This window comes from Synechocystis sp. PCC 6714 (assembly GCF_000478825.2).
Classification (GTDB): Bacteria; Cyanobacteriota; Cyanobacteriia; order Cyanobacteriales; family Microcystaceae; genus Synechocystis.
Genome location: NZ_CP007542.1, coordinates 441,720 through 457,247, shown reverse-complemented (window position 1 = coordinate 457,247; position 15,528 = coordinate 441,720). Strand labels below are relative to the sequence as shown.

The 15,528-nt window shown below is 48.4% G+C and carries 18 protein-coding genes; 12 read left to right on the top strand and 6 right to left on the bottom strand.

The window, feature by feature from the left end:
• The first annotated feature begins 43 nt into the window (after positions 1–43).
• The 4 genes from folD to D082_RS02030 all read left to right on the top strand — a co-directional run bounded on the left by folD (position 44) and on the right by D082_RS02030 (position 2,446).
• Entirely contained in the window at positions 44–928 is an 885-nt protein-coding gene (folD, locus tag D082_RS02045) for a bifunctional methylenetetrahydrofolate dehydrogenase/methenyltetrahydrofolate cyclohydrolase FolD (RefSeq protein ID WP_028948659.1), read from the top strand.
• A gap of 103 nt (positions 929–1,031) precedes the next feature.
• Positions 1,032–1,232: a DUF751 family protein gene (locus D082_RS02040; RefSeq protein WP_028948660.1), complete on the top strand. Its 201-nt coding sequence runs from the start codon at positions 1,032–1,034 to the stop codon at positions 1,230–1,232.
• Between the two features lie 58 nt (positions 1,233–1,290).
• Positions 1,291–1,698: a 30S ribosome-binding factor RbfA gene (rbfA, locus tag D082_RS02035; protein ID WP_028948661.1), complete on the top strand. Its 408-nt coding sequence runs from the start codon at positions 1,291–1,293 to the stop codon at positions 1,696–1,698.
• 133 nt (positions 1,699–1,831) lie between these two features.
• On the top strand, positions 1,832–2,446 hold the full coding sequence (locus D082_RS02030) for a peroxiredoxin (RefSeq protein ID WP_028948662.1): 615 nt from the start codon (positions 1,832–1,834) through the stop codon (positions 2,444–2,446).
• Between the two features lie 40 nt (positions 2,447–2,486).
• On the opposite strand, the gene D082_RS02025 is transcribed toward D082_RS02030, so the two are convergent.
• Entirely contained in the window at positions 2,487–3,137 is a 651-nt protein-coding gene (locus D082_RS02025; protein WP_028948663.1) for a hypothetical protein, read from the bottom strand.
• Between the two features lie 93 nt (positions 3,138–3,230).
• Positions 3,231–3,566, bottom strand: a complete 336-nt coding sequence (locus D082_RS02020; RefSeq protein WP_028948664.1) for a translation initiation factor — start codon at positions 3,564–3,566, stop codon at positions 3,231–3,233.
• Between the two features lie 548 nt (positions 3,567–4,114).
• Here D082_RS02020 and D082_RS02015 point away from each other — a divergent pair.
• Positions 4,115–5,104, top strand: a complete 990-nt coding sequence (locus tag D082_RS02015; RefSeq protein ID WP_028948665.1) for a pentapeptide repeat-containing protein — start codon at positions 4,115–4,117, stop codon at positions 5,102–5,104.
• 50 nt (positions 5,105–5,154) lie between these two features.
• On the opposite strand, the gene D082_RS02010 is transcribed toward D082_RS02015, so the two are convergent.
• The 4 genes from D082_RS02010 to D082_RS01995 form a co-directional block, all read right to left on the bottom strand.
• Positions 5,155–5,370 carry a hypothetical protein gene (locus tag D082_RS02010; protein ID WP_028948666.1) on the bottom strand — a complete coding sequence of 72 codons (216 nt, stop codon included), beginning with the start codon at positions 5,368–5,370 and terminating at the stop codon, positions 5,155–5,157.
• A 119-nt stretch (positions 5,371–5,489) separates the two neighbouring features.
• Positions 5,490–6,308 (bottom strand): transporter substrate-binding domain-containing protein, encoded by an 819-nt coding sequence (locus D082_RS02005; protein WP_081857600.1) that lies wholly within the window; start codon positions 6,306–6,308, stop codon positions 5,490–5,492.
• Between the two features lie 62 nt (positions 6,309–6,370).
• The gene (locus tag D082_RS02000; RefSeq protein ID WP_028948668.1) at positions 6,371–7,708 is read right to left on the bottom strand and encodes a TRAP transporter large permease subunit; all 1,338 of its coding nucleotides are present in this window, start codon (positions 7,706–7,708) and stop codon (positions 6,371–6,373) included.
• Positions 7,708–8,247: a TRAP transporter small permease subunit gene (locus tag D082_RS01995; protein WP_028948669.1), complete on the bottom strand. Its 540-nt coding sequence runs from the start codon at positions 8,245–8,247 to the stop codon at positions 7,708–7,710. The genes D082_RS02000 and D082_RS01995 overlap by 1 nt, the downstream gene beginning before the upstream one ends.
• 303 nt (positions 8,248–8,550) lie before the next feature.
• Between D082_RS01995 and D082_RS01990 the strand changes: the two genes are divergently transcribed.
• The 7 genes from D082_RS01990 to D082_RS01960 all read left to right on the top strand — a co-directional run bounded on the left by D082_RS01990 (position 8,551) and on the right by D082_RS01960 (position 15,497).
• Positions 8,551–9,504: a glycosyltransferase family 9 protein gene (locus D082_RS01990; RefSeq protein ID WP_028948670.1), complete on the top strand. Its 954-nt coding sequence runs from the start codon at positions 8,551–8,553 to the stop codon at positions 9,502–9,504.
• Between the two features lie 158 nt (positions 9,505–9,662).
• Positions 9,663–10,052, top strand: coding sequence for a cyclic nucleotide-binding domain-containing protein (locus D082_RS01985; RefSeq protein WP_028948671.1), 390 nt, complete (start codon positions 9,663–9,665; stop codon positions 10,050–10,052).
• A gap of 148 nt (positions 10,053–10,200) precedes the next feature.
• Positions 10,201–10,848 carry a bifunctional phosphoribosyl-AMP cyclohydrolase/phosphoribosyl-ATP diphosphatase HisIE gene (hisIE, locus tag D082_RS01980; RefSeq protein ID WP_028948672.1) on the top strand — a complete coding sequence of 216 codons (648 nt, stop codon included), beginning with the start codon at positions 10,201–10,203 and terminating at the stop codon, positions 10,846–10,848.
• A 117-nt stretch (positions 10,849–10,965) separates the two neighbouring features.
• The gene (locus D082_RS01975; protein WP_028948673.1) at positions 10,966–12,114 is read left to right on the top strand and encodes a GTP-binding protein; all 1,149 of its coding nucleotides are present in this window, start codon (positions 10,966–10,968) and stop codon (positions 12,112–12,114) included.
• Between the two features lie 229 nt (positions 12,115–12,343).
• A complete protein-coding gene (locus tag D082_RS01970; protein WP_028948674.1) occupies positions 12,344–13,036 on the top strand; it encodes an ABC transporter permease in 693 nt (230 codons plus the stop codon).
• Positions 13,037–13,806: 770 nt separating this feature from the next.
• Positions 13,807–14,778 (top strand): solanesyl diphosphate synthase, encoded by a 972-nt coding sequence (sds, locus tag D082_RS01965; RefSeq protein ID WP_028948675.1) that lies wholly within the window; start codon positions 13,807–13,809, stop codon positions 14,776–14,778.
• 8 nt (positions 14,779–14,786) lie between these two features.
• The gene (locus D082_RS01960) at positions 14,787–15,497 is read left to right on the top strand and encodes a pseudouridine synthase (protein ID WP_071880766.1); all 711 of its coding nucleotides are present in this window, start codon (positions 14,787–14,789) and stop codon (positions 15,495–15,497) included.
• Positions 15,498–15,528: the final 31 nt, after the last annotated feature.

Sequence of the window (15,528 nt, the reverse complement as noted above, 5' to 3'; positions counted from 1 at the left end):
AATAGTTAATTTCAAATCATTTAAAATTCAACTACCTTTGCCCATGACTGCTGTACCCCCATCCTGCCAAATTCTTGACGGTAAAGCCCTAGCCCAGAAAATGCAAGGGGAATTACAACGGGACATTGCCCAACTGGTGGCCCAGGGGCATCGATCGCCGGGGTTGGCAGTGTTGATGGTGGGGGACAATCCGGCCAGCGCAGTGTACGTCCGCAATAAGGAAAGAGCCTGTGAAAAATTGAGCATGGTTTCCTTTGGTAAACATTTCCCCGCTGATACGGACCAGGAAACATTGACAGCGGCGATCGCTAGCTTGAATGAAGACGAACGGGTGGACGGCATTTTGGTACAGTTGCCCCTACCGGATCACCTTGATGCAGTCAAACTATTGCACACCATTGATCCCGGTAAAGATGCAGACGGGTTACACCCCGTTAATTTGGGACATTTGGTGCGGGGCGAAACAGGCTTGAGGAGTTGTACCCCAGCGGGGGTGATGGCTTTGTTGGCGGAATATAACCTTGATTTGACCGGCAAAAATGCAGTGGTGTTGGGGCGGAGTATTTTGGTGGGTAAACCCCTGGCCCTGATGTTGCTAGAGAAAAATTGCACCGTCACCATTGCCCATTCTCGCACCCAAAACTTGGCCGACATTACCCGCCAAGCAGACATTCTCGTAGCGGCGATCGGTAAGCCGGAATTTGTCACCGCCGACATGGTCAAACCGGGGGCGATCGTGGTGGATGTGGGCATTAACCGTCTGGATTTAGGGGAAGGAAAATCGAAACTGGTGGGGGACGTGGATTTTGCCGGGGTTGCCCCCATAGCCAGTTACCTCACCCCCGTGCCCGGCGGCATTGGCCCCATGACAGTGACCCTATTGTTAGCTAACACTGTGGCTAGTTATCGACAACGGTTGGGCCTTTGAAGGTAGGTCTATTGCTACACTGGGGGCGGACTTAGAAAATCCCCATCGTTGGGGTAATCAAGTCTGTTAACTCCGACTGTTGCATTCCATTACACCGATAACCATGGGTGATTTTTTAGCCAACGTTTCCCGCTACCCCCGGTATTTAATCACTTTTACCCTGGGGATATTTTTCTCCGTTTTTACCTGGCTCCAACCCCTGTTGAAAAATCGCGTGGGGGCGATCGCCCTGATTGGTCTTTTAGTGAGCGGATTCATTTTTCTCTATTTCACCCTGCGGGCCATGTTAGGATTGACCGTGTAGAGGGAGTTTGGGTAGATTTGCCCAAGTCCAGACTTTGTTGTTGCCGAGGAGCAGGGCTATGGCCACCAGTCGTCGAGTTTCCCGGGTGTCATCCCTAATTAAGCGGGAAGTTAGTCAAATGCTTCTCCACGAAATTAAAGATGACCGGGTGGGCACAGGCATGGTTAGCGTGACGGAAGTGGAGGTTTCCGGCGATTTACAGCACGCCAAAATTTTCGTCAGTATTTACGGCTCCCCCGAAGCAAAAGCTGCCACCATGGCCGGCTTACATTCCGCGGCCCCGTTTGTCCGTCGGGAATTGGGGCAACGGATGCGTTTACGGCGCACCCCCGAAGTTTCCTTTTTGGAAGACCGATCTCTGGAACGGGGCGATAAAATTCTCAATCTGCTTAATAATTTGCCCCCGGCGATCGCCACGGAAGATAAAGACTGGGCAGATCAAGATGCCGGTGTGGCCCTGGATTAGTTTAATGAATTCCTCCAACAGGTTTGACAGGCAGGGGAGTTGCGACAATCAGCGAGAACTCAAAGTATCCCAGCCTTGTCGGTAGACCAATCAATTCACCATTTACTCGAACTATTAAATCAAGTGGACAGCAATGACAGAGGTATTAAGGGTAGGACAGCCAGCACCGGATTTCACCGCCACGGCGATCGTTGATCAAAGCTTCCAGACCGTTAAACTCAGCAGCTACCGGGGTAAATATCTGGTGCTATTCTTTTACCCCCTGGACTTTACCTTTGTTTGTCCCACGGAAATCATTGCCTTTAGCGATCGCCACAGCGAATTCACCGCCCTGGATGCGGAAATTTTAGGCATCTCTGTGGACAGCGAATTTTCCCACCTGGCCTGGATCCAAACGGAACGGAAACTGGGGGGCATCGGCGACATTAACTATCCCCTAGTATCAGATCTAAAAAAAGAAATTAGCCAAGCCTATAACGTGCTCGAACCCGATGTCGGCATTGCCCTGCGGGGACTCTTTATCATTGACCGGGAAGGCATTTTGCAATATGTCACTGTCAATAATCTTTCCTTTGGCCGCAGTGTGGACGAAACCCTCCGGGTGCTGAAGGCCATTCGCCATGTGCAGTCCCATCCCAATGAAGTTTGCCCAGTGGATTGGCAAGAGGGAGACAAAACCATGATTCCCGATCCGGAAAAGGCTAAAACCTATTTTGATGCGGTGGCGGAAGCGGAAGTTCAGGCCTAGATTAGCTGACCCAAACCCTAAACCCCAAAGAACAGTGAACTCATTCGTTGTGTCCCTGGGCATTTAACCCTGTCTGTTCATCAAATAAAATTAGTGTTTCCGCGGCCTGTCGGGGAGAGTCACAGCGCTGCCTCGGTATAGCTGGGGTGATAATATTCACTTCTTCTATTTCCGTGCCCGGTAATGGCTCCCCGTGATAGCTCTCATAATAGGTTTCCTTATCCTGGGCTTCGATGGACCTTGGCGATCGCCTGGGGAGAACGTTGAGCTGGGGAACAGGCAGCACCAAAGCCGTCGGGGGAGGGGGATCTTTGGCCGTGCTAGCAATGTTTTTGACAAAAAAGTTAATGGTTTCTTCCTTCAACCAGCCCTTGAGTACCGCCACCGAGCCAAAGCGTATGCCCAATCGCTGTTGTTCTTGTAGAATACGTTCGATTTGGTCTTCATCCAGCAGATGGGCCATTTTCAGATAATAGCCAATGGGTCCCTGTAAGGGTTGCCCCACCATTGTGGGCCATAAATCAACGAAAAAATCCGCCGTTTCCTGGGAAATCCAGCCATGGTGGGAAAGAATCTCCCCCAATAACATCTCAAATTGTTTCTGTTCATATAAGGCCACTTCCAATTGCCCAGGAGTAATTAATTTAGCTTCCTGAAGAATAATACCGATGGGCTTTTGGTTGGTTGCCATGGTGACGGATAAGGAGAAACGGTTCAGAGTCAGCGAAAAAGACCCTGAAGGCGAGAAAAAAGACTTAACAAAGCATAATTTAACTTTACTACCTTAACCGCCACTAATTTTAGCCCTGTAGCCCTGTTTTAACAAATAAGCGAGAATTTTTTCCCGTTGATCGCCCTGAATTTCCAGGCAATCGTCCTTGAGTGTTCCCCCACTGCCGCAGATGTTCTTTAGGGCCTTAAGTAGAGTTTGCCGTCCCTGGGTTGATAACTGTAAACCTGTCAGCACCGTTACCGTTTTTCCTTTGCGGCCGGAGCGGGTGGCCTGGATGCGGACATTTTGCTGTTGGGGAGGCAAATCAACAACTTCCTCCGATGCTGGCTCTGCTAGGGGGCCAAATTCTTGGTAGACAATGCGGGCTGGGGGTTGGGAACGGGCCATGGAACTGGAAAAAATTGTGGCTTAGGAGAAGGGGGACTGGGATGTTAAGTTTTTAGTTTGCACCCCTTTGATCATACTCTTCCACCTTGGCACATCGTCCAAGATTAACAAGATTAATTCTTGCTCCTTGCTTGCTTTGTAAAGTTTTTCTCAATTCCTTGCCTCTGTGGAAGTTCACAGCCCCTTCTGCCCCATGGGCATCCTAAATTGACTTGGGCAAAGGATTTTTAGCAATTCTAGAGGCACAGTTAAATTCATAAAACTTATTGAAATTATTTGTTAATGAATTTATAGCTTGAATACAAAAGGTTAACAATCACCTGGAGCAGATATGTGATTTTTGCCAAAAAATATTTTCAGCAAAGCCCTACCCAATAAGGAACACAGATTATCATATCCACCTTAAGGCATAGATTATTTTATTCTTAATAAACAATTAAGAATTGTGTCAGCTCAGCTAAAAAGTGTAGCCAAATAGATTGTTTTAGGTAAAATCCATTACAGACGCAAGGATTTTTCTGGGGAAATATCTAGTAAACGTCGCTGTTGTGCTTCCACTGATCAGGATTGCCACCGCCCAAACGCGCTGGACAAAGAGGGGCAACAGTTACCATTCTCGACATGGAGCTTCCTTGTCTATGAACATTAATCCTCTCCTGCGGGCCTATGAGCACGGTGTGCGCCACTTCCCCCGGGAAAATTTGCAAAATGCCGATCTATCGGGGTTTACTTTGATCTCGGTCGATTTCGAGCGAGCTAACCTGATTGGCTGTAATTTGCAGCGCACTTTTCTGACTAAAGCCCGTTTGGACCATTGCCAAATGAACTGGGCGGATTTGACTTACGCTAAATTGAACCAAGCAGATTTAACTTGCGCCGACTTGACTAAAGCCAGCCTCTACGGAGCTTTCGCCGTCAAAACCAATTTCCAGGGGGCTAAGCTGACCGGGGCAACCTTAGGCCATGCCAATCTCCGGGGAGCAAATCTAGCGGGAGCCAATCTAGCCGGGGCTAATGTTTTTGCCGTTAATTTGCGGGAGGCCAATTTGCAAGGTGCAGATTTGTCCTGGGCTAATTTGCAGGAGTCCCGCCTTAGTTTGGCCAATCTCAATGGAGCTAAGTTATGGGAAGCAGATTTACGCCGGGCTTTTATGAAAGAAATGGATCTGAGTAATATTTGCCTCCAAGGTCTGGCCATGGACGGCGCTAAGTTAACAGGCAGTTGTCTACGGGGAGCTGACTGTCGTCGCTCTAGTTTGCGGGGAGCTAACTTACGGGGGACTGACCTAACGGGAGCTAATTTTACCGGCGCAGACCTCACTGGAGCGGACCTAACGGGAGCCAATCTTTCCCAGGTGATTTGGAATAGTACCGTGGCGCAAAGGGATCATTGGCAGGAGGCGATCGCCGATCCGGCAATGTTACGGGAAGGGGTGGTGGGACTTGGATATCTTCAGGATAACCATAACAGCCATCAGGGACGCCAGGGAATAAACATTAACTGTTTCGGGGGGCTAAAGGCGGCCTATGCCGGCTGAAAATTGCAGTCCTAATTCAGCTCAAGGATAATCTGTGCCACTAGATAAACCTAGAAAATTAGTGTTTCTAGCAAGGCAGCACAACCAAAGGACGCTAGGGCAACTTTGACCAGACGAAGTCCTTGTTGCTGTAGCCAATCCCGTTGATGGCGAAAAAAGATGTAAACATTCATGGCTCCCATGAGGAAAAACAGGAGGGAGAGCCAGTTGGTTTGTTTCGTGACTACGCCTGTGGAGGACATCGCCCAGGTCTGTGAGGATTGCATGTTTGATTTCTCCAAGTAAACCAACTTCGATAAGCCTAGATTAACAAAACCTAGGGAGATTGTAAACCTTTGTTAAGTGTTGTTGACTAACGTGGTCTTTTCTGAGTCAGTCCAAAGCATCAAAAGGGGAGTCCCCACATTTTCCATTGTTGCCGGAGCCAACCGGAAGCACGCAACTCCAATAGGGTTTGGTTAACTTCCCGTTGCAAAGCTTGGTGTTGTAGTCCTTTGGCCATGGCGATCGCCAACGGGTTGACTGTTAATTGCAATGGCCAATGGTAATAATCAGGTTGGGATTGCACCCAGCCGCTCAGCACAGAGTTGTCCCCGGCAAAGGCCATAGCTTGCCCCTGTTCTAATGCTCTATAAGCTTGATCGTAGGAATCGACCCCTACGAGGGTAGCCTGGGGAAACGCCTGTTTAATAACGGGGATGGTGCCACTATTATTAAGCACCGCAATGGTATGGGGCTGTTGCCGCTCCAAGTTGGTCAATTGCTGATTTTTGCTAATTAAACCCACCCCATCGAGGTAATAGGGAGGGGAAAAGTCCACCAGGCGATCTCGGGCGGGATTTTGGCCCATTTGGGCGATGATGAAATCCACGTCACCATTGAGTAGTAAGGGTAACCGGTCTTGATTTTGCACCGGAATTAACTCCACTGCTTTTTCATCCCCCAGTAAAGCTAGAGCTAGACGATGGGCCAGGGCAATTTCTAAGCCAACTAATTGTCCTTGCCCATCCCGAAAACCCAATGGCCGCAAATTATCCTTAATCCCCACCCTTAATTTCCCCCGTTGCCGAATGGTTTCTAAGCTGGCTTCTCGACTGGCCATTGCCATTCCATTTATCTCAACCGCCATGGTTTGGGCTGTCACATTGGCGCTAAAACCAAGAGTTAAGGATAGTACGCAACTAGCTAAAATGGTGCCACGCATGGAATGAGTAGTATAGATAAAAAAGCAGAAAAATTTCCCAGATAGGGAAAGAACTAAATGTTTTATTGAACGCTTAAAGAAGGTAGCCAGTTGACCAAGGCAGGGAAAACAATAATCAACAATAACACTAAAATTTGTAAGCCAATAAATGGTACGGCTCCTCGGTAAATCTGCCCAGTGGTCAAGCTAGCCGGTGCCACTCCCCGCAGATAAAATAGCGCAAAACCAAAGGGCGGCGTGAGGAAAGAAGTTTGCAAATTAGCCCCCACAATGACGCCGTACCAAACTAAATCGAGGTTTAGTGCTTCCGCCACAGGCTTGAATAAGGGTAAAACAATAAAGGCAATTTCAAAAAAGTCAATGAAGAATCCCAATATAAAAATGGTCAACATGCTAATGGCTAAAAATCCGATTTGGCCACCGGGTACATTAGCCAAAAGATCAAACATAAATCGATCGCCTTCTAGTCCCCGGAATACTAAGCTAAACGCGGTGGATCCCAAGAGAATTAGCATGACCATGCTAGTGATGCGGAGGGTGGCGTCACACACCTGCCAGAGGGATTTCCAGTTCAGACGTTGATTAAAATAAGCCAGGGCGATCGCCCCGATGGAGCCCACAGCTCCCGCTTCCGTGGGGCTAGCAATGCCGAAGAAAATACTCCCCAATACCAGCAGAATTAAAATTAGGGGGGGGAGCATAACCGTAACAATGCGCCTGCGTAATTCCTGGCCGCCGATATTTCTCACCTCCATTGGCAAAGCTGGGGCTAAGGTTGGTTTGAGCCAGGCAATGATGAGGACGTAGAGGGCAAAACTACCAGCCATCATCAACCCCGGCAGGAGGGAACCAATGAATAAATCCCCCACTGAAACCCCCAATTGGTCAGCTAGAACGATCAAAACCACGCTAGGGGGAATAATTTGTCCTAGGGTGCCGGAAGCAACAATTACCCCAGAAGCTAGCTCTTTGCTGTACCCATAGCGCAACATGATAGGCAAGGAAATTAACCCCATGGCCACCACAGTGGCTGCCACAACCCCGGTAGTCGCCGCGAGCATAGTACCCACCAGAATTACTGCCAGGGCTAGGCCTCCCCGCAAATGCCCCAGGATAATACCCATGGTTTCTAACAATTGCTCGGCAATGCCAGACCGCTCCAGCATTGATCCTAAGAAAATAAAGAAGGGAATGGCTAGGAGAGTGCCATTGGCCATGATGCCAAAAATTCTTTGGGGCATGGCAGATAAAAAAATGGGGTCAAAAGAACCTAACGCAGCTCCGATGATGGCAAATAAGATCGCGACTCCCCCCAGGGAAAAAGCAACGGGATAACCAAAGCCAAGGAATACCAAGGCTCCCACAAACATCATTGGCCCCAACCAATCATAGTTTTCCATTAATCCCTCACCTCTGTTTCTGCGTAGCCAATGGCGATCGCCAGATTTTTAATTACTTCCGCAATACCTTGGAAAATGAGTAGAACAAAGCCAACAATAATCATTGTTTTGATTGGGTAACGGGGCAAACCGCCCGGATCAGGAGAAGTTTCCCAAATGTGCCAGGAATTAAGCACCGATTCCCAGGAGTAAAAAATCACCAGTCCACAAAAGGGAAATAAAAATAAACAAGTGCCCAGTAAATTAACCCAGGCCCGCTGGCGATCGCCGAGGGATTTGTAGAAAATATCTACCCGCACATGGTCATTGGTTTGGAGGGTGTAGGCGGCACCGAGGAGAAAAACCAAATCAAACAAATACCATTGGGCCTCCAGCAGACCATTGGACGCTAAATTTTGTCCCACCAATCGTCCCAGATAACGCCCCACCACATTCCAACCGCCAATTAGTACCATTGCCAGTACTAGCCAGGCGGTAAATTTACCAATTCCAGCTAAACATCGATCAATGAGCTGGGCAATTTTCAATAATTTGTCCACTGAGCAACGGCCTCCCTGAGCCAAAGCAAATTGCCATAAAAATAGAGCAAATTCTAGCTAGATGTTCAGACTACAACCCAGGACAGCAAGTTTCTTGCTTAATGGTCAGGCCTCTTACTCCTGAAATGTCTTGGCTCAGTTTGAGGTTGCCAAAGTGCGAACCGATTCATTTTTTTTGTACTGGTCCATGGGGTCATTGATTATCCTAGATGGTGCTGAAACTTCCGGGGCTGGCATTGGCGAAAAAGTTGCTATAGTGAATCTGATTAAAACGCCCTTTGCTGCTGTTCCAGGTTTTGAATAATGCGCGTCCTAGCCCTTGTCCCCGGTGGAATCTCTGAGCAAATCCTTTTTTTTCCAACCCTTGCCACCCTCAAGGCGCAATATCCCCAAGCAACGATTGACGTCATTGTGGAGCCCAGGGCAAAGTCAGCCTACAGAATTTGTGCCCAGGTGAATGAGGTGCTGGCCTTCGACTATCGCGACCGCAACGGCTTGGCGGACTTTCTCAATCTGCTGGGGGTCATTCGTGACCGGGAATACGAGGCGGTGATGACAGTGGCTCGCCAATGGACCCTTGAGTTGCTGCTCTGGCTCAATGGCATTCCCCTGCGGGTGGGTTACCAGGGAAAAGGTAGTCTCTTTTTGTCGGCGACGGTGCCCTTTAAACCAGATCAGTATGTGCCTTTTTTATTCCATGATCTAACCAAAGGCTTTGGCATTGATAAACCCTGTCCTCCATTGCAAGTTACCCTACCCAGGGCGGATATTGAATGGATGGAAGCAACCCAAAAGAAGTTAGATCTGGGGGGTAATGGTTATGTTGTGCTCAATGGCGGAGCTGTGCGTCAACTAGACACGGGGGATTTTCCCTATCCCATTGCCCAGTGGCATGAAATTATGGAAGATATTCGTCAAAAACAGCCAGGCTTGAAAATTGTGTTGATTCCTCCGGCGGAGGATACGGGCTGGGTGCAGGCTATGCAGAGCCGACATCCCGGGGTAACAGTAGTAAGACCTGGGGATGTGGGGAAAATGGCCGCCCTACTGGCTGGGGCCAATTTAGTGGTTTGTACGGAAGGAATTCCCATGCATTTGGCGATCGCCGTGGGTACCTACACCGTTGCCATTTTGGGTAAAACCCCCGCCGCCCGCATTATTCCTCCGGATCAAGAAAAATTTATTGGTTTACAGGTGCCCAGTGGCAGGGAAGCGGATGTGAAACCAGCCCTAGTATTGAAAAAAATTTGGCGCTAAACAACCAATTTCCGAACAATTTAGGAAAACTTTAAAGAATCGTTAAAGGCTACCATTGTCTCTTTCACTGATAGGATAGGTGAAAAACTTGGTAGCCTAATTGCTTGGGCCAGAGCCAATTTTCTTTAACCTTTTCTTAACTTTGGAAGAAATTTGTTATGACTAGCATTATGATGAATACCGTGCAAGCGTATGGTAAGACGGTGGAAAAAAACTACAAAGCCGGGGAAGTGATTTTCCATGAAGGAGCAGTGGAGTTGTGTATGTTTGGGGTGTTGGAAGGCGAAGTGGAGATGACTTTGCAAGGCAAGTTCATTGAAACCATTGGGGCCGGAGGGATTTTCGGCATAGGAGCCATTGTCCACAGCGATCACCAAAGGGCTTCCACGGCGATCGCCAAAACCGATTGCACGTTGGTGGCCATGGACCGGGAACATTTTCTCTTTGTGGTACACGAAACCCCCATGTTTGCCCTGGAAGTGATCCAGAACTATTCAGACCGCTACCGGAGTCTCAAAGCAGTTTACGAAAAGGCGATCACTGAATAGAACCAAAGCCCACTTGGGTTTAAGCGGTCATGGGGGCAGGGCGGAAGGAAGGAACTTGCCCAACTTCCTGCAGGAATACGGCCAGTGATAGGCTAGAGAGAGAAATGTCAAGCCGTTCTGCGGGGCGGAATTCCCCACTATTCCTTTGATGAGCCACTCTGATTTGCCTTTGGGCAATGCTGTCCCCCTCGACAAAATCCGCTATAACGACCAGGGATTGGTGCCGGCGATCGCCCAGGATTATTTGGACGGCACGGTGTTGATGTTGGCCTGGATGAACCAAGAAGCCCTGACTAAAACCCTGGCTACGGGGCAAGTCTGGTACTGGAGTCGTTCCCGTCAAGCACTGTGGCATAAGGGAGCAACTTCTGGTCATTTCCAGAAACTCTTAGCCATCCGCTACGACTGTGACAGCGATGCGTTGTTGCTGACCATTGAGCAAAAAGGGGATATTGCTTGCCACACCGGGGAACGGAGTTGTTTCCATCAATTGGACGGCCATAAATCTCCTCCCCCAGCGGATATGTTAACGGAATTAGCCAGGGTCATTGGCGATCGCCGGGATCATCCCACCCCCGAATCCTATACCTGCAAACTGTTGGCGGGGGGAGACAATAAAATTCTTAAAAAAATTGGGGAAGAAAGCGCCGAAGTGGTTATGGCTTGTAAAGACAATGACCCGGAAGCCATCGCTGGAGAGGTAGCCGATTTGTTTTACCACACCCTCGTGGCCCTAGCCCACCATAACGTTGATCTTCGGGCCGTTTACCGCAAACTTGGCGATCGTCGTCGTTAACAGAGGCGCAACCAAGTTAGCTAAAAGGGCCGTGGTACCATTGAAAAACTGGTTGGGAAAGTCCCCATTTTCCTCGCCTTTACCTTGCTCCAACATTCCTCCGTTTGCAGAACTAATATGTCCACCGTTGACAATGTCCCCCAAGTCCTAGAAGCAATGGCCGTTCCCAAACAGGGATTGCCGGTAACCATCATCACTGGCTTTTTGGGCAGTGGCAAAACCACGCTTTTAAACTATATTCTCAGCAATCAACAGGGGCTGAAAACCGCTGTTTTAGTCAATGAGTTCGGGGAAATTGGCATTGATAATGAATTAGTCATTGCTAGTGATGACAACATGGTGGAATTGAGCAACGGTTGTGTCTGTTGCACCATTAACGAAGACCTAATTGAAGCAGTTTATAAAGTTTTAGAGCGGGAACAAAAAGTTGATTATTTAGTGGTGGAAACCACTGGCTTGGCGGATCCATTACCCGTTGCTCTAACCTTTCTGGGTACGGAACTGCGGGACATGACCAGGCTGGATTCCATTGTCACTATGGTGGACTGTGAAAATTTCAGCTTGGATCTGTTCAATAGCCAGGCGGCCCAAAGCCAAATTACCTATGGGGACATTATTGTTCTCAATAAAACCGATTTAGTGGACGAAGCGAATGTGGATGCACTGGAAGTCCGTTTGCGGGATTTAAAAACAGGGGCAAGGATTCTACGGAGCAAAAAAGCCGAAGTTCCTTTGCCTCTGATTCTCAGTGTGGGACTGTTTGAATCCGATAAATACATTGCCACCCCAGAACACGGCCATAGCCATGATCATGATCATCACCATGACCACGATTGTGCCCCCGATTGCCAAGATCCCACCCATAACCACAGTCACGATGGCCACCACTATAACCACGATCATCACCATAGCCACGGGAAAAAATACAGCAGTGACCATCTGGAAATGGATGGCTTCACATCCCTTTCTTTCCGTAGCGATCAGCCTTTTTCCATCCGTAAGTTCCAGTATTTTCTTGATAACCAGTTAACTCCCAATATCTTCCGGGCCAAAGGAATTCTTTGGTTTAACGAAAGTCCAAAGCGACATATTTTTCATCTCAGCGGTAAGCGTTTTAGCTTGGAAGATGACCAATGGACAGGGGAAAAGTCCAATCAGTTAGTGGTGATTGGCCAAGGCCTAGACCACGATAAAATTCGTGAACAACTCAACCATTGCTTGAGCTTGCCAGCGGAAAATAAAGGCAAAGGTTTCGGCAAAGGTTAACTAGACAAACTATAAAGCTCCAGCAATACTGGGGAATTTTTATTATCTAGTTTTCACCTCAAGCTTGGGGATCAGGGCGGTATTTAAAACACCCTCTGACAAAAAACAATTGAACTGATTAACTTGACCCTTGACTAATTTTTCCACCTACCGCCGGGTTTTAGGATTGTTTTGGCAAACGGCGATCGCCGCAGAATTAGAGTATCGTCTTAATTTTGTTATCGCCAGCGTGGGCAGTGTCGTTAATTTAGGGGGAAGTTTATTTAGTTTATTTTTGTTTTACCGCACTGGGTATAGTTTTGCGGGGTGGAACTGGCAGTCAGCCCTGGTGGTGCTGGGCATGTTCACCATTCTCCAGGGTTTGGCCGCCACCCTATTTATTCCCAACTTGAACCGCATTGTCCGTTATGTAGAACAGGGAACCCTAGATTTTGTACTTTTGAAACCCATCAGCAGTCAATTTTGGCTTTCCCTGCGGCAACTTTCGCCCTGGGGCGTACCGGATATTTGTTTTGGCCTGGGGTTAATCATTTATGCGGGATTGAGCTTAAATCTCAAGGGATGGGATTTACTGCTGGGCATTGTTTTGTTGGGGTTGGGTTGCGTAATCCTTTACAGTCTTTGGTTTATGTTGGGAGCTACCAGCATTTGGTTTGTCAAAATCTATAACGTCACCGAAGTGCTGAAGGGGTTTCTCGAAGCAGGGCGTTATCCCATGGTGGCCTATCCCGCCATTTACCGTATTTTTTTCACTTTCATTATCCCCATCGCTTTTTTAACCACAGTGCCCGCAGAAGCCATGTTGGGCCGCCTTGACCCCATTTGGTTACTGGCAACGGCCGGGTTAGCGATTGCCCTATTGACCCTTTCCCATTACTTTTGGCAGTTCGCCCTCAGATTTTACACCAGTGCCTCTAGTTGAGTGGGGCAAAAATTAGGTTTAGACAGACAAAGATCAGCATCGGCAGAGCAATGTTCACATCTACAAAAAACGGAAACGAAAACCATTGCCCTGGCCATTAACAACTAACTTTTACCCCGTTAACTTTAAATTTGATGGGCAAATCTAACTAGGGCTGTAACTTATTTGTTTGCTGATCAATGACATATTTAAGGAGTAACAAACCCCCATAAATTGTCAGAATATACACCGATGCTATCAACAATATCTTCAAAACCATAATGTCCCCCAAAAACATTAACTACTGTGATTAATTTAGCTGTGGTGATCTGCCCTACCGTCCCAGACCCACTCCCAGGGAAGTAAAACCCCTTGCTTCCAGACCCAGGGGCAATACTCCGGGGACTCCGTAATCCCTTTGTCTTGCTCCATACCCTGGAATCAGTATTATTTTTTCCTAGAATCTCCCACCGCCCCGATCGCCGTAGCTCCAGACATAGTACAATTCAGTACAATGGTGCACAGAAGAACCGGGGATCAGACAAAGCCTAGACCCTGGAGAGCTATCCGTAATTGATTGCAAATCCTTATCCCTAGCCTAACACAGCTAGCCGGAGTCCGGGGATTTTTTTCGCTCTGGCAGCAACCCAAAAGTAGAACAAACTCGAGTTAAGGGCGGCGATCGCCCCAAAAATCCAGAATCGACATTTTTCGTTCACAAGGGGTTATCTTAAAATAAGCGTCAAGATATGTAAACTTTCGTAAACACATCTGCCAAGTCTGGCCAGCCGATGATCTCCACTACTTCCCTGTTTGCCCCCGTTGACCAAGACCTCCGTTTGTTAACGGATAACCTCAAGCGGCTTGTGGGTGCTCGGCATCCTATCCTTGGGGCGGCAGCGGAACATTTATTTGAGGCCGGGGGAAAGCGAGTGCGGCCGGCCATTGTGCTTCTGGTATCCAGGGCAACCCTGTTGGATCAGGAGTTAACAGCTCGCCATCGACGTTTGGCGGAAATCACTGAAATGATCCACACCGCTAGCTTGGTCCACGACGACGTGGTGGATGAGGCGGATCTGCGGCGGAATGTGCCCACGGTAAATAGTTTATTTGATAATCGAGTGGCGGTTTTGGCGGGGGATTTTCTTTTTGCCCAATCCTCTTGGTATTTGGCCAACTTGGATAATTTGGAAGTGGTGAAATTGTTATCGGAGGTAATTCGGGACTTTGCGGAGGGAGAAATTCTACAAAGTATTAATCGCTTTGACATCGATACCAATTTGGAAACCTATCTGGAGAAAAGTTATTTTAAAACCGCTTCTCTGATTGCCAACAGTGCTAAGGCGGCGGGGGTACTCAGTGACGCCCCCCGGGATGTGTGCGACCATCTTTATCATTATGGTAGGCACTTAGGACTAGCGTTCCAAATTGTCGACGATATTTTGGATTTTACTTCCCCCACCGAGGTTTTAGGCAAGCCGGCGGGGTCGGATTTGGTCAGTGGTAATATCACTGCTCCGGCCCTCTTTGCCATGGAAAAACATCCTTTACTAGGGAAATTGATTGAACGAGAATTTTCCCAAGCAGGGGATTTAGAACAAGCTTTGGAATTGGTGGAACGGGGAGACGGTATCCGGCGATCAAGGGAGTTGGCCGCTAGCCAAGCTCAACTGGCCCGACAACATCTCAATGCGCTGGAAATATCCGCCCCGAGGGAATCCCTTTTGGAATTGGTGGATTATGTCCTTGGTCGTCTGCATTAAGTTTTCCCATGGACTTTTCCCCAGCGACCTTTAGCGCTACGTTGAATAAAACTCCCCAAACCATTGTTTTTTACAAACCCTACGGAGTTCTCTGCCAATTTACGGATAATTCTGCTAATCCCCGGCGGACTTTAAAGGATTATATTAATTTGCCAGGACTATATCCTGTGGGACGTTTGGATCAAGACAGCGAAGGTTTATTATTGCTCACCAGCAACGGGAAATTGCAAAATCGTTTGGCTCACCGGGAGTTTGCCCACCAACGTACCTATTTTGTCCAAGTAGAAGGAGCACCAACGGACGCAGATCTAGAACCCCTGCGACGGGGCATAACCCTGGGGGATTATCACACCAGACCGGCGAGCGCCAACATCATTGCCGAACCAAATTTTCCGCCCAGGAATCCCCCCATTCGTTATCGGGCCAGCATTCCCACCACTTGGTTGAGCTTAACTTTGACAGAAGGGCGTAATCGCCAGGTACGACGGATGACAGCGGCGGTGGGTTTTCCCACATTGCGATTGGTACGGGTGGAACTCACGGTGACTGGCCGCTCCCCCCAACTCCGTAAATCCGGGGCAACTTGGCGCTTGGACCTAGAAAATTTACAGCCAGGACAATGGCGGCCCCTGACCCCCTGGGAAGAAAACTTTTGCCAGCAACTTTTAGCGGGAAGCTCCAACGCTCCTTGGCAGAGAAAATTTGGCGATCGCCGTTGAGCAGAGATCTCTCGACCCAGGGCATTAAAAT

Coding starts and splice junctions, on each gene's coding strand:
- D082_RS02020 (WP_028948664.1), bottom strand. CDS start 3,566: ATGGCCCGTTCCCAACCCCCAGCCCGCATTGTCTACCAAGAATTTGGC.
- D082_RS02025 (WP_028948663.1), bottom strand. CDS start 3,137: ATGGCAACCAACCAAAAGCCCATCGGTATTATTCTTCAGGAAGCTAAA.
- D082_RS02005 (WP_081857600.1), bottom strand. CDS start 6,308: ATGCGTGGCACCATTTTAGCTAGTTGCGTACTATCCTTAACTCTTGGT.
- D082_RS02040 (WP_028948660.1), top strand. CDS start 1,032: ATGGGTGATTTTTTAGCCAACGTTTCCCGCTACCCCCGGTATTTAATC.
- D082_RS01975 (WP_028948673.1), top strand. CDS start 10,966: ATGTCCACCGTTGACAATGTCCCCCAAGTCCTAGAAGCAATGGCCGTT.
- D082_RS02000 (WP_028948668.1), bottom strand. CDS start 7,708: ATGGAAAACTATGATTGGTTGGGGCCAATGATGTTTGTGGGAGCCTTG.
- D082_RS01990 (WP_028948670.1), top strand. CDS start 8,551: ATGCGCGTCCTAGCCCTTGTCCCCGGTGGAATCTCTGAGCAAATCCTT.
- D082_RS02030 (WP_028948662.1), top strand. CDS start 1,832: ATGACAGAGGTATTAAGGGTAGGACAGCCAGCACCGGATTTCACCGCC.
- folD (WP_028948659.1), top strand. CDS start 44: ATGACTGCTGTACCCCCATCCTGCCAAATTCTTGACGGTAAAGCCCTA.
- D082_RS02010 (WP_028948666.1), bottom strand. CDS start 5,370: ATGCAATCCTCACAGACCTGGGCGATGTCCTCCACAGGCGTAGTCACG.
- rbfA (WP_028948661.1), top strand. CDS start 1,291: ATGGCCACCAGTCGTCGAGTTTCCCGGGTGTCATCCCTAATTAAGCGG.
- D082_RS01960 (WP_071880766.1), top strand. CDS start 14,787: ATGGACTTTTCCCCAGCGACCTTTAGCGCTACGTTGAATAAAACTCCC.
- D082_RS01985 (WP_028948671.1), top strand. CDS start 9,663: ATGACTAGCATTATGATGAATACCGTGCAAGCGTATGGTAAGACGGTG.
- hisIE (WP_028948672.1), top strand. CDS start 10,201: ATGAGCCACTCTGATTTGCCTTTGGGCAATGCTGTCCCCCTCGACAAA.
- sds (WP_028948675.1), top strand. CDS start 13,807: ATGATCTCCACTACTTCCCTGTTTGCCCCCGTTGACCAAGACCTCCGT.